The organism is Vibrio aestuarianus (genome assembly GCF_012395185.1).
GTDB classification, from domain to species: Bacteria; Pseudomonadota; Gammaproteobacteria; order Enterobacterales; family Vibrionaceae; genus Vibrio; species Vibrio aestuarianus.
The window spans coordinates 52,001-65,485 of record NZ_JAAZTU010000019.1 but is presented as its reverse complement, the minus strand read 5'-3'; the positions used below and the strand labels follow the sequence as shown (position 1 = coordinate 65,485).

The window sequence follows — 13,485 nt, the reverse complement described above, 5'->3', positions numbered from 1 at the left end:
AGCATCCTCAAGATATCACGAGTCAATGTAGCAGAGGTTATTGAAATTAATGTGATTTAAGTCTTATTAATGGTGAGATATGGCAAGGCAATTAAGTATGATGGCAAAATCTGAGAGCTAAGCCATTCAATATAATGATTTTTAAAAAGAAAGCTAAAGTAGTCTACCCATACTCATTAAATATTTGGTAGCTATACCGTTCCTATTTGAAGTTGCAGCGGTGTTGGTTACGTTCGATCACCCCAATCACATAGTTTATCTATGCTCATGGTGATGAACTCACTTGCCGCCTACCTGCAACTTCAAGTTGTTTGGGTATAGGTTCAGCAACAGTATGTCTATAGTATTAAATAATAAATTACACAAAAAAAAGCCTCCATGACAGGAGGCTTTCTAAATCGATAGTGTGAATAGTGTTTAGAAGTTTGCTGAACGTGGTGTGCGTGGGAATGGAATCACGTCACGAACGTTACCCATGCCAGTTACATATGACACCAAACGCTCGAATCCTAAACCAAAACCGGCATGTGGGACTGTGCCGTAGCGACGTAAATCACGGTACCAGTTCATGTGTTCAGGGTCGATACCCATCTCGATCATGCGAGCATCAAGCACATCCAAGCGTTCTTCACGTTGAGAACCACCAATAATTTCACCGATACCCGGCGCTAGAACATCCATCGCTGCTACTGTTTTACCATCTTCATTGAGACGCATGTAAAACGCTTTGATATCTTTTGGATAGTTCTTAACGATAACTGGTGCTTTGAAATGTTCTTCCGCAAGGAAGCGTTCGTGTTCTGAAGAAAGGTCGATACCCCATTCCACGTCAAATTCAAACTTACGGCCAGAATCGAGTAGGATTTGAATTGCATCTGTGTAATCAACTTGGGCGAAATCTGACTTCACGAATTGCTTAAGACGCGTAATCGCTTCTTTATCAATGCGTGATGCGAAGAATTCAAGGTCATCACGACGCTCTTCTAATACCGCTTTAAACACATATTTCAACATGTCTTCGGCTAATTTTGCAACATCGTTTAGATCTGCAAATGCCACTTCAGGTTCAACCATCCAAAACTCAGCCAGATGACGGCTTGTATTTGAGTTTTCAGCACGGAAAGTAGGGCCAAAAGTATACACTTTGCTTAGTGCACAAGCGTAAGCTTCGGCGTTTAACTGGCCAGATACGGTTAGGAATGTCTCTTTACCAAAGAAATCTTCGTTGTAATCAACATTGCCTTTGTCATCTAGAGGAAGGTTTGCGTGATCCAATGTTGATACGCGGAACATCTCACCTGCACCTTCAGCATCGGATGCTGTAATCAGTGGTGCCGACATCCAGAAGTAACCTTGTTCATGATAGAAGCGGTGGATTGCTTGAGACAGGCAGTTACGTACGCGAGCTACAGCGCCAATAACATTAGTGCGTGGGCGTAGGTGTGCAACTTCACGGAGATATTCAATCGAGTGACGAGTTTTTGCCATTGGATAGGTATCGGCATCTTCAACCCAACCAACGACTTTTACCTCAGTCGCTGCTAGCTCAAAATCTTGACCAGAAGCAGGGGACTCAACAATCTTGCCAGTTACTTCAACAGAGCAGCCAGTGGTTAGCTTTAATACTTCGTCTTCGTAATTATTAAGATTATTAGGGACCACGGCCTGAATCGGGTCGAAACAAGAGCCGTCATAAATGGCAAGAAAAGAGATTCCAGCTTTGGAATCACGACGTGAGCGAATCCAGCCACGGACAGTGACTTCACTGTCAACCGCTAGCTTACCGTTCAATACGTCTGTTACAGGCGCGTAAGTCATGTTAGGTATAGTCTCCATTGAGGTAAAAACTCAACCCAATATTCAAACGTGTTTTCACTTTAAGAAACGAACGAAAAACAAGCTAAACATTGGGTTGCTTATTACTTTTTTAATTCAATGGCACATATTACCTGTCAATTCGCTAGCATCAACCTTTATTGTCGATTAGACGAAGAATTCTTCGTTGAAAGGGTAAATTGATTCATTAATGTTTCTAAACGTTGTGAAAGCTGTTCTAAATCAACACTGATCTCGCGAGTTTGTGTGGCCGATTGAGAGGTATCGTCGGCATGGCGTGTGATAATTTCAATTTTGCCTTGTACGTCTTGGCTAACTTGTGTGGTTGTTCGAGTTTGTTCTTGAATCGAAGTGGCGTGAACCAGTACTTGTTCCATCTCTGCAACGACATTTGTCATAGTGGAAGAGAGTTCTTCGACTTCGGTTGAGCGTTTATGCGCTTGTGAGCAGACAGAATCAACCGATGAAAGGGAGGCGTCACTGTTATGTTTAAATTGTGCGATAATTTGCTCGATACTCCCTGTCGCTTCTGCAGTTCGAGAGGCGAGTTGACGTACTTCATCGGCAACGACCGCGAACCCACGCCCTTGCTCCCCAGCACGAGCAGCTTCAATGGCTGCATTGAGAGCCAGTAAATTGGTTTGTTCTGCGATGCCTTTAATGGTTTCGAGAATTGAGGAAACTTGTCCGGTTTGGCCGTTTAGTTCGGATATTTTGTGCCTAACAGATTCGATATCACCGACTAGACCTTTGATGTCTTCACTTGCCACATGAGCTTGTTGAGCACTTTGCTGCGCGACACTCGCAGTGTGTTTAATTAATGTTGATGCATCGATAGTTGCTTGTTCAACTTGTTGCTGTTGAGATTGCATTTCCTCAATGTTGATCTGTACATCAGAGGTTTCACGTTGTTGGTTATCTGCTGCTTGGTCGGTGACTTGTGCTACATCTGTCAATTTATTTGCAGACTCTGCGAGTGAATGGGAGGTGTCTTGCACTTTGACTAAGCTGTCGGAAACGGTATCCATCAGGGAATTAATTGATTGGGCAAGTTGACCGAGTTCATCGGTTCTATCGTCGCTTAAACGTTGAGACAAGTCTTTACTTTTACTCACGCTACACATGAATCGTGACGTTTTTTGGATAGGCCGTACAATTATTTTTCGGATCAAGGCGAGGGTAATGATAAAACCAACAAAAGCAATAGAGGCCATGATACCAACCGCGATAACGGTATGCTTGCTCATCATCTGGTTGACATGGCTTAAGTTATATTCAAGACGAATGGCACCTAACACAGTACCCTCCTCAGCCATATGGCAGGCAACACAATTGGTTCCCCGGTAATCGCTGCTTGACTTCATTGGTAGCGCAACGACTAATCCTTTACCCCAATCGGCGCTAATTGGTTCTATAATGGTTTCACCGCTGAGTGCACGTCTATCAATATCATCAAGTGGTTTTTGATTTTCTTGTCCAGGTCCGTAGAGTTTGCTTACCGCGTCCGCGCGTAATACTCGGACTTGTTCAATGCCGTCTTGCGCTAAGGCTTTTTGGCGCAAGGTTTCTTTTTGCGCCATAGTCCCTGTGATCATCATCATATTAAGGCTATCAAAATAGTTGCTGGCTTTATCATGCAGTTGTTCACTGAGCACTGAATTGAGCAGATCCCGTTGTTGGGTATATTGATAAGTTGTTGATACGGCCAATACAACCGCAAAAACAGAGATGAGGGTTAAGAGTAATTTAGACGTTATTGTTGAGTTCATGATAATTTTATAGTTATAAGTTAAAGGCAATGTAAATATAGCGTTAATTGCAACTACTGCAAAAGTAGTAGTTTAGGGAGTGTGACCTTAGACAAATTATGGTTTTGTATCTGCGATATTGCACTTGTCTTATCAAGCTTTTGACATTAAAGCCATTTTTCTGGCAGCTAACATGAAATAACCATTTTAAAGTTCAGTTTAACTGTATTGCTGGAGATTAATATTAAGGTGAACTTGTGTCATTAGGCCTTATTACTTAGTATTGCGTGTCTTTCTAAAGCCAGAGAATCAAGATGAAAACAGAATTATATAAAGAGTTTATGTTTGAAGCAGCTCATCATTTACCACATGTACCTGAAGGACATAAATGTGGTCGCTTGCACGGGCACTCTTTCTTAGTTCGTCTGTATGTAGAAGGGGAGGTAAACCCGCATACAGGATGGGTTGTTGACTTTGCGGAAATAAAAGCCGCATTTAAGCCTATTTATGATCGTTTGGATCACTATTACTTGAACGATATCGAAGGACTCGAGAATCCAACCAGCGAAGTGTTAGCACAATGGATTTGGCAACAATTGAAACCTGCACTCCCACTATTAAGTAAGGTAGAGATTAAAGAAACGTGTACTGCTGGTTGTATCTATAAAGGCTAATGTTTTAGTGGTAAAAAAGAAACCCAAGCAAGAATGCTTGGGTTTCTTTTTACATAGATAGAGTGTCTAGCACACGACTTTAATAGCCAAACCACCTTGTGAGGTTTCACGGTATTTAGCATTCATGTCTTTACCGGTTTCCAGCATCGTCTCGATAACTTTATCAAGTGAGACACGGGGGGCTGAAGAACGACGAAGCGCCATACGTGTTGAGTTAATAGACTTAACTGCAGCAATACCATTACGTTCAATACAAGGGACTTGCACTTGACCTGCAACAGGGTCACAGGTTAGGCCAAGGTTATGTTCCATTGCAATTTCTGCTGCCATACATACTTGCTCAGGGCTACCGCCCATCAGCTCAGCAAGACCTGCTGCTGCCATAGAACATGCCACACCCACTTCACCCTGACAGCCCACTTCCGCTCCAGAAATTGAAGCATTACGCTTGTATAGACCACCGATAGCGCCTGAAGCGGCGAAGTAACGGATGTAATCTTTCTCGGTAACAGTTTGAATGAATTTATCGTAATACGCTAAAACGGCAGGGATAATGCCACAAGCACCATTGGTTGGCGCTGTTACGACACGACCACCCGCTGCATTTTCTTCATTGACTGCAAAGGCGTACATATTAACCCAGTCAACAACCGCCATTGGATCGTTGGTCGTTTTTTCTGACGTCATTAATTGTTGACGAAGCGCAGCGGCACGACGAGGAACGCGCAGAGGACCAGGCAAAATTCCTTCGGTATTCATACCACGATCCATACACTCGCGCATGGTTTTCCAAATGTTAGCAAAATAGGTGCGAACTTCTTCATCAGAGTGCAATGCTTTTTCATTCGCCATGACCAGAGTGCTGATGGAAAGACCACTGTCCTTACATTGGTTCATCAGTTCTTCTGCACTGGTAAACACATACGGAACTTTGATTGGGTTTTCTTTCTCTTTACCAAAATTCTCTTCATCAACGATGAAACCACCACCGATCGAGTAATAAGTTTTCGAGTAAGCCACTTCGTCATCAATCCACGCGTGGATCTGCATACCATTTTCATGCAAAGACAAGTTAGTTTTGTGGAAATTCATTCCACCATCTTTAGGAAATGATACGGTGTGGCAGTGCATGCCAACAGGAAGGCGCTCTGTTTCTTCAACACGAGCAATAAAGCTTGGAATTGTATCTATATCGACTTTCTCAGGGGTATTACCAGCAAGACCCATGATGATAGCAATATCGGTGTGGTGACCTTTCCCTGTCAGTGATAATGAACCATAAACGTCCACGGTGATTTTAGTGATGTCGCGCAATTTTCCCATTGAACGTAAATCATCAATAAATTCTTTACCCGCTTTCATTGGTCCCACTGTGTGTGAGCTTGAAGGACCAACACCGATTTTATAGATATCAAATACACTAATCATATCGATTACCTCAAAAGTAAGCCCCCCTATCAGAGAGGGAGGCTTCTTATTATTGTTATATTCTGTATTCAGTTATCAAAGTCATTGTCTTCAGTAGTCGAAGCCAATACACCAGATTAAAGAGCGCCGTAGATTACAGAACTAATCGCAGCAAGACCACAGATAGTTGTGAAAATCTGTACTGGTGCTGAAGTCTTGTACTTAGCCATTGCTGGAACTTTATGCATAGCAAAGATAGGCAATAGGAATAAGATACCAGCGATCATTGGTGCACCCATGGTTTCGATCATGCCAAGGATACTTGGGTTAACAATAGCTACAACCCATGTTGTCAACACGATGAAAATCAGTGACATTTTTTCAATTTTGCTAACAGAGCTATTAGAGCGAGACTTAATCAGACCAACTAAACCTTCATGAGCACCTAGGAAGTGACCAAAGTAGCTTGATGTGATTGCCGCGAAAGCAACGAGAGGACCCATGTAAGAAATCATTGGAGACTCGTGGATGTTCGCTAAGTAAGAAAGAACAGATATGTTTTGTTCTTTTGCTAAAGCTAATTGCTCTGGTGATAGAGAAAGAACCACTGAGAATACGAAGAACATCACAAAGCCCATCAGCATCATTGCTGCACCACCAGTGATCATGTCAGTTTTTTTCACTGCATTGTCACCGTATTGCAAACGTTGTTCTTTAGAGAACTGACTGATAATTGGACTGTGGTTGAAAGAAAACACGATGATTGGAATTGCTAACCAAACAATAGTTGGCATTGCAGACCAGTCAGGTGCGACTTCGATCATTGAAGTGTTCCATTCTGGAATCAGGTAGAACGATAGTGCTAATAAAACCAACACCAATGGATAAACCATGGCTGATGTTGCTTTTAGCATCAACTCTTTACCAAATACTACGCCTGCAGTCATAGCGGCAATCAGTGCGCCAGACAGCAGCCAACGAGGAATCGATTCCATGCCGACTTGGTTTACAAGGAAAGAATCCACAGTGTTGGTGATGCCCACACCATAGATAAGAACAATAGGGTAGATGGCGAAAAAGTAAGCGAAAGTGATAAGGTTTGCGCCAGTTTTACCAAAATGTTCTTCTACTGTATCTGTGATATCTGCATCAACACTTTTTGCAGAAAGGACGAAGCGTGCTAGACCTTTATGCGCAAACCAAGTCATTGGTGCAGCAATTAGGGCTAAGATAACTAATGGCCAAAAACCACCAGCACCAGCTTTAATTGGAAGGAAGAGTACACCAGCACCAACTGCTGTACCAAAGAGGGAAAGACACCAAGTGAAATCTTTGTAAGTCCACTTGCTAGACGATTGTGCGGCAGAAGTTGCCGTAGTTGTGTTATTCATTTTGTGTTACTCATTTTTGGGAACAGGAAATAAGTCGCGGGCATTTTGCATAATTTTCTCATAAGAAAAATAGATCTAAATCATGTAACGCTCGAGCTTATTGAATGATATATCAAAAACCAATTTTTGATCACGAAAATGGCGTGCTACATGTGAGGATTGTTAATGGAATGGATTGGTAAAAGTTATCGGAAATGATGTTTGATTAACATTTTTCACGCTAGAAGATTACTAGTATGCTAATCGGTAAAGACAATGTGATTGTTTGGGTAAACTAATGAGTGAGATTAAGTGGGTGAAATGATATGAGTTTGTAACGCTTGGATAATTTGCGCGGTCATACCCCATATGAAATGTTGTTGGTATGGGATGGCAAACACACGGTGTGCTTGGTTTTTCACTTGAAACAGTCCACTGTATAATTTTGTGCGATCGAATAAATAATTAGCTGGCACTTCAAACAACTCTTCGACCTCGTTATCGTCTAATTTGGCTTGATAATCTGGTTGGATAAACGCCACGACAGGTGTGACAGAAAATTTGCTGACGGTAACCAGTTCTGGCAAATGCCCCAAAATTTCGATCTGACTGGCTTTTATACCCGTTTCTTCTTCTGCTTCTCGTATCGCGGTTTGGTATAACGAGTGATCCCATTCTTCATATTTGCCTCCTGGGAAACTGATTTGTCCAGGATGATGTTTTAAATGAGCTGCGCGTTTTGTTAACACCACATATAACCCTGCTTCACGCTCAACAAAACCAACCAATACTGATGCTCGTCGTAGAGATGATGAGGAGAGGTGAGCCACTCTTTGTAGTGATTCAGCATGGTATCCCACAGGTCGATTAAGTTGAAAGCTTTGAATGAAATCGATTTTAGTTAGCTTGAACACAATTTCTCCCTTGCAAGCGATAGTAGATGACATGCACCTAAGCATAGTTATTAACACTACAATTAATCATAGGATAAAAGAGTTAGCCTGTTGATAATTTAGAATATCTGTTATTTGAAATTACGTATTTTATAGCTCATGCTTTAATTAGATTAACCCAAGGATATCGCAATGAAAGGAATTATTTTTACTGAATTTATGGAATTAGTGGAAACGAAATTTGGCCTCGAAGTATTAGATGAAGTGCTGGAACGTTCTGATGATTCGGGGATATATACATCAGTGGGTAGCTATGATCACCGTGCGTTAGTCAAATTAATTATTGAGCTGAGTAAAATGACAGGTGTATCTGCAGAAGAGTTACAACGCGTCTTTGGCGAGTATGTTTTCAAAAATTTATATGCTTCACTTCCATCGAATGCAAGCTTGTTTCAATGTGATACTTGCTTTCAGTTCATTCGTCATGTTGAAGATTATATCCATATTGAGGTAAAAAAACTCTATCCTGAAGCAAAACCACCTAAATTTGAATTTATGAATGAAAGCCAAACAGAGCTGATTTTCGACTATAAAAGTGCTCGTTGTATGGCGCATGTGTGCTTAGGGCTAATTGAAGGGTGTGCAGATTACTTTAATCAAAGCGTTGTAATCGAAATGCAATCGCAAAATGCTGATAGCAGTCATGTTCGTTTTACTGTGATGTTGAGTTGATGGCATTATGAGCACCGATGGCCCATTAGAACGTAAATTATTGAGAGAAATTGCTGCTCGCAAAGAAGCTGAAAAGCTGCTTGAGCAGAAAAGTTACGACTTGTATCAATTGAACCAACGGCTTGATTTGGCGCTTAAACAACTCGAGATTAAATCATTGCGTGATTTGCGAAAATTTGAATTTGAGGAGCAGATCGACGAAACCTTGATTTATTTTGGGCGAGCCTTCTTAAGTCGAACGTTGGATGACACGCTGCTAGCCATGTTCATCAAGCGACTTAGTGAAAGCTCAGTGATTGAATCGACCTATTTGCAATTTTCACATTCAATCTTACCTACTTTAAGTTGTCTTGAACTTGGCAACGATCAGTTAAAAACCATTGATTCTGAGCAGCACGACATTAGCTGGCAACAAGATAATCTTTATGTGCCAATTATTGTTGAGCGACAGTATGTCGGTCGATTAATTTTCGAAGTGAAATTCGACAGTGTGGAAAGAGACTTCATTATTAACCAAATGGCGTTAGTGGGTGAATTACTGTGCAGTGCAATCAGTCGGCAACTGATCATGACGCGCCATATAGAATCTCGTAAGCGTGCCGAAGAATCAGAAAAATCGACCAAAGAATTTGTAGCAATGATAAACCATGAATTGCGTACCCCACTTAATGGTTTACTAGGTAGTGCAGAGTTATTAGCCGATACACCATTGAACCGAGAGCAGTGTGATTACTTAGCCAATTTAAAGCATTCAGGCGATATGCTGCGGATCATTATCAATGACTTACTTGATTTTAGTAAAATGAATGCTGGTATGATGCAACTGATCCCAACGCAGTTTCATTGGAATGTTTTTGAGCAAGCGCTGGTGGGTATATTAATGCCTAAAGCGCAAGAAAAACGACTCTCTTTTGTAATCGAAAAGCAAAGTGATTTTCCACAGTGGTGGGTTGGTGATGTGGAAAGACTTAAACAGGTTCTGGTCAATTTAATTGGTAATGCAATCAAGTTTACCCACCAAGGTGAGGTACGATTAACGCTTAAATGGGTTAATAAGCAATTAAATATCATAGTCAGTGACACGGGAGTTGGTATTCCAAAGTCGGCTCATGCCAATTTATTTGATCCTTTTATGCAAGCAGATCGTTCAAGTAAACGTAATTTCGAAGGTACTGGGCTAGGACTTGCTATTTGCAAAAGCTTGGTTGAACTGATGGAAGGGGAACTTTGGTTTGAAAGTGAACAAGGTGAAGGAACCCAGTTTTTTATTACATTACCTTTGCAAACCTGCAGTGGCCAAATGTTACTTGAGTCTGTGACGCAAGCGAGTGAGCATGCAATACCGCTAAGTTCTCGATCTATTTTAGTGGTGGATGATATCCGAATGAATCAAATCATCATCAATCAAATGTTAAAAATGCTGAACATTCAACCTGATATTACTACCAATGGGGTTGAGGCTATAGACGCGGCACAGCGTAATACCTATGACCTGATTTTTATGGATTGTCGAATGCCAGAAATGGATGGATTTGAAGCTACTCAATTGTTACGGGAAAAGGGATATTCTATACCGATTATTGCATTGACGGCAGGAACGACGTTAGAAGAGCGCGAGCGTTGTTTACAATGCGGAATGGACGATATTCTGACTAAACCATACACAGCCAACGATCTTGAACGAATGCTGATCAAATGGCTGTGCTAATGGACGAGCAAACTTTAAGTAAGGATGGGTAAGATGCGACTGAGTTTATCCAATGTTTCTTGATATTCCGCTTCCCATTGGCTATCAGCAACAATGCCACCGCCAGCCCAGACATATAGTTGGTTATTTTCTGCCACGAGAGTACGAATAGTGATGCTTGTATCCATTTGCCCATGGCGACTGATATAACCAATACTGCCGCAATAGGCGCTACGGCGATGAGGCTCTAACTCTTCAATAATCTCCATTGCGCGCACTTTAGGTGCGCCAGTAATAGAACCACCGGGGAAGCTGGCTCTTAATAAATCAGCCGCTGAATATTGGCTCGCGAGCTCCGCTCTAATGGTGCTAACTAAATGATGAACCGCAGGAAAGCTCTCTATATCAAATAATTTTGGCACATGCACACTTCCAGGCTTTGCGACTCGCCCGACATCATTGCGCAGCAAGTCAACGATCATCAGATTCTCTGCCTGATCTTTCTCTGCACAAGCCAGTTCGCTGGCATTTTCTGCATCTATTTTAGGGTCATGATTGCGGGGACGTGTGCCTTTAATTGGCTTGGTCTCGATGACGCCTTGTTTGACTTGCATAAATCGTTCTGGGGAAACACTAATAATGGCACATTCGGCAAGACGGATGAATGCCGAAAAAGGTGCTGAATTAACCGCCTCCAGCTTTTGGTAAGCATGCCATTCATTGCCTTGGTAAGTTGCTTGAAAACGTTGCGCGAGATTAATTTGATAGCAGTCGCCATCTAATAAATAGCGTTGAATTTGCTCAAACTTACCTTGGTATTGTTGCTTGTTCATATTTGAGCACCATGGTGAGGTTAGCTCAAAATGGTCGGTATTTAGTGAAGATTGGTGGTTTAACCAATGCCAAGCGTTTTCAACATCAACACCAACAACGCAAGCACTTTGCTTTTGATGATCAACAATGACTGCCCATTGATACAGTCCAACCGCCATATCCGGTGCCGATAAATCATGTTCTGCAATGGTCGGAAGTTGTTCAACTCGTCTGCCCAAGTCATAAGCAAAATAGCCTAATGCACCACCAACAAAGGGCAAGTCTTCAGTAATTTCAATATCGGGTAAGTACTGATTCTGCAATTGACTGATTAGCTTAAAGGGGTCAAGTTGCGAATGATACTGGTATTCTGGCTCACATATCGTAGTGCGATGACCATGAGTTGTCAGCGTCACAATCGGTTGCGCTACTAGAATATCAAAGCGGCTATCGATGTGAGATGTTGAACCGGAGCGTAATAGCATTGCCCATGGGAGTTGTTCGATCTTAGAAAACAATTGATGAGCGAGATCGACATGGTAAGTCAGTGATTTGACATTAATCTTATTTATTTCGTTGTTATTCATTTGTGTAATTTGTGACAAAGAGACCGATCACTACATGGCGTGTTGAGGAAAGCAAGAGTATCATAAAAAGCGAATTAAAAGCTGCTACTTGATTGAATCACCTCAATAAGTCGAATTGCGCCACTAGGCTTACTGCTTATTGACTGAGGATCAGGCAACAGTCAAAGGAAGCATAACAATAACGAGGCATGCAATGACGGTAATTCGCAAGCAGGACGTGATCAGCAGTGTCGCTGATGCACTTCAATATATCTCTTACTACCACCCCCTAGATTTTGTTCAAGCCCTAGAAAAAGCTTACCACCGAGAAGAAAGCCAAGCCGCAAAAGATGCGATTGCGCAAATACTGATTAACTCTCGCATGTCGGCTGAGGGGCATCGTCCAATTTGCCAAGATACTGGCATTGTTACCTGTTTTGTTAATATCGGTATGAATGTTCAGTGGGACTCAGACCTTACTGTGCAAGAAATGGTTGACGAAGGTGTGCGTCAGGCTTATACGAACCCGGATAATCCATTGCGTGCTTCTGTTTTGATGGACCCTGCTGGTAAACGTATTAATACAAAAGACAATACACCAGCGGTTGTTCATATCAATATGGTGCCTGGTGATAAAGTAGATATCCAAATCGCAGCCAAAGGTGGCGGTAGCGAAAATAAAACCAAAATGGTCATGCTCAACCCGTCAGATGACATTGCTGAGTGGGTAGAGAAAACCTTACCGCTGATGGGTGCCGGCTGGTGTCCTCCGGGTATGCTTGGGATTGGCATTGGCGGAACCGCAGAAAAAGCCGCTGTATTAGCCAAAGAGTCATTGATGGAACACATCGACATTCAAGAATTGATTGATCGGGGTCCACAAAATGCTGAAGAAGAGTTACGTCTTGATATCTTTAATCGCGTCAACAAATTGGGGATTGGTGCGCAAGGCCTTGGCGGTCTAACCACTGTGGTAGACGTCAAAATTAAAACGGCGCCAACGCATGCCGCTTCAAAACCGGTGTGCATGATCCCGAACTGTGCGGCTACGCGCCATGTTCATTTCACGTTAGATGGCTCCGGCCCTGCTGAGCTTACACCACCGAAGCTAGAAGATTGGCCACAGATCACTTGGGATGCTGGAGCCAGTGCCCGTCGTGTTAATCTTGATAGCGTTACTAAAGAAGATGTTCAAGATTGGAAAACAGGTGAAACATTACTGTTGTCCGGCAAAATCTTAACCGGTCGTGATGCAGCGCATAAGCGCATTCAAACCATGCTGCAAAATGGTGAAGGTTTGCCAAAAGGTGTCGACCTCAAAGGTAAATTCATTTACTACGTAGGGCCAGTTGATGCGGTTGGTAGCGAAGTCGTTGGCCCTGCAGGCCCAACAACATCGACACGGATGGATAAATTCACCGACATGATGCTTGATGAAACAGGCATTATGGGCATGATTGGTAAAGCAGAGCGTGGTCCTGCTACCGTTGAGTCAATCAAAAATCATAAAGCGGTTTATCTCATGGCCGTTGGCGGCGCTGCATACTTAGTCGCGAAAGCCATTAAGAAAGCACGCGTTGTGGCGTTTGAAGATTTGGGCATGGAAGCGATTTATGAGTTCGATGTTGAGGACATGCCGGTCACGGTTGCTGTCGATTCGCGCGGGGCAAATGCTCACCAAATCGGCCCTGACACATGGAAAGTGAAGATTGCCGAAGCGGAAAGCAAAGCTTAGTCTAAGCGAATAATGATCAGATAT

The 13,485-nt window shown here is 42.5% G+C and carries 10 protein-coding genes; 4 read left to right on the top strand and 6 right to left on the bottom strand.

Annotated features, from left to right (window positions below; translation table 11 throughout):
- Positions 1-417: 417 nt before the first annotated feature.
- Positions 418-1,818 carry an asparagine--tRNA ligase gene (asnS, locus tag HGG78_RS10785; protein ID WP_172532886.1) on the bottom strand — a complete coding sequence of 467 codons (1,401 nt, stop codon included), beginning with the start codon at positions 1,816-1,818 and terminating at the stop codon, positions 418-420.
- A 155-nt stretch (positions 1,819-1,973) separates the two neighbouring features.
- Entirely contained in the window at positions 1,974-3,605 is a 1,632-nt protein-coding gene (locus HGG78_RS10780; RefSeq protein ID WP_172532885.1) for a methyl-accepting chemotaxis protein, read from the bottom strand.
- A 293-nt stretch (positions 3,606-3,898) separates the two neighbouring features.
- On the opposite strand from HGG78_RS10780, the gene queD reads away from it, so the two are divergent.
- The gene (gene queD / locus HGG78_RS10775) at positions 3,899-4,258 is read left to right on the top strand and encodes a 6-carboxytetrahydropterin synthase QueD (RefSeq protein ID WP_053312305.1); all 360 of its coding nucleotides are present in this window, start codon (positions 3,899-3,901) and stop codon (positions 4,256-4,258) included.
- A 66-nt stretch (positions 4,259-4,324) separates the two neighbouring features.
- Here queD and HGG78_RS10770 read toward each other — a convergent pair whose 3' ends face one another.
- The 3 genes from HGG78_RS10770 to HGG78_RS10760 all read right to left on the bottom strand — a co-directional run bounded on the left by HGG78_RS10770 (position 4,325) and on the right by HGG78_RS10760 (position 7,949).
- Complete coding sequence (locus tag HGG78_RS10770) at positions 4,325-5,686, bottom strand: L-serine ammonia-lyase (RefSeq protein ID WP_053312304.1); 1,362 nt, start codon at positions 5,684-5,686, stop codon at positions 4,325-4,327.
- A gap of 116 nt (positions 5,687-5,802) precedes the next feature.
- Positions 5,803-7,056: an aromatic amino acid transport family protein gene (locus tag HGG78_RS10765; protein WP_053312303.1), complete on the bottom strand. Its 1,254-nt coding sequence runs from the start codon at positions 7,054-7,056 to the stop codon at positions 5,803-5,805.
- A 287-nt stretch (positions 7,057-7,343) separates the two neighbouring features.
- Entirely contained in the window at positions 7,344-7,949 is a 606-nt protein-coding gene (locus tag HGG78_RS10760) for a CoA pyrophosphatase (protein ID WP_171375430.1), read from the bottom strand.
- A gap of 171 nt (positions 7,950-8,120) precedes the next feature.
- Here HGG78_RS10760 and HGG78_RS10755 point away from each other — a divergent pair, with 171 nt between their 5' ends.
- On the top strand, positions 8,121-8,660 hold the full coding sequence (locus HGG78_RS10755; RefSeq protein ID WP_053312301.1) for a heme NO-binding domain-containing protein: 540 nt from the start codon (positions 8,121-8,123) through the stop codon (positions 8,658-8,660).
- Between the two features lie 7 nt (positions 8,661-8,667).
- Positions 8,668-10,368, top strand: coding sequence for an ATP-binding protein (locus HGG78_RS10750; protein WP_172532884.1), 1,701 nt, complete (start codon positions 8,668-8,670; stop codon positions 10,366-10,368).
- A 14-nt stretch (positions 10,369-10,382) separates the two neighbouring features.
- On the opposite strand, the gene pabB is transcribed toward HGG78_RS10750, so the two are convergent.
- Positions 10,383-11,765, bottom strand: a complete 1,383-nt coding sequence (gene pabB / locus HGG78_RS10745; protein WP_172532883.1) for an aminodeoxychorismate synthase component 1 — start codon at positions 11,763-11,765, stop codon at positions 10,383-10,385.
- A gap of 175 nt (positions 11,766-11,940) precedes the next feature.
- On the opposite strand from pabB, the gene HGG78_RS10740 reads away from it, so the two are divergent.
- Positions 11,941-13,461 carry a fumarate hydratase gene (locus tag HGG78_RS10740; protein ID WP_053312298.1) on the top strand — a complete coding sequence of 507 codons (1,521 nt, stop codon included), beginning with the start codon at positions 11,941-11,943 and terminating at the stop codon, positions 13,459-13,461.
- Positions 13,462-13,485: the final 24 nt, after the last annotated feature.

Bases quoted from the DNA above. Each gene is read 5' to 3' on its own strand.
- asnS (WP_172532886.1), bottom strand. From the start codon at position 1,818: ATGACTTACGCGCCTGTAACAGACGTATTGAACGGTAAGCTAGCGGTT.
- HGG78_RS10780 (WP_172532885.1), bottom strand. From the start codon at position 3,605: ATGAACTCAACAATAACGTCTAAATTACTCTTAACCCTCATCTCTGTT.
- queD (WP_053312305.1), top strand. From the start codon at position 3,899: ATGAAAACAGAATTATATAAAGAGTTTATGTTTGAAGCAGCTCATCAT.
- HGG78_RS10770 (WP_053312304.1), bottom strand. From the start codon at position 5,686: ATGATTAGTGTATTTGATATCTATAAAATCGGTGTTGGTCCTTCAAGC.
- HGG78_RS10765 (WP_053312303.1), bottom strand. From the start codon at position 7,056: ATGAATAACACAACTACGGCAACTTCTGCCGCACAATCGTCTAGCAAG.
- HGG78_RS10755 (WP_053312301.1), top strand. From the start codon at position 8,121: ATGAAAGGAATTATTTTTACTGAATTTATGGAATTAGTGGAAACGAAA.
- HGG78_RS10750 (WP_172532884.1), top strand. From the start codon at position 8,668: ATGAGCACCGATGGCCCATTAGAACGTAAATTATTGAGAGAAATTGCT.
- HGG78_RS10740 (WP_053312298.1), top strand. From the start codon at position 11,941: ATGACGGTAATTCGCAAGCAGGACGTGATCAGCAGTGTCGCTGATGCA.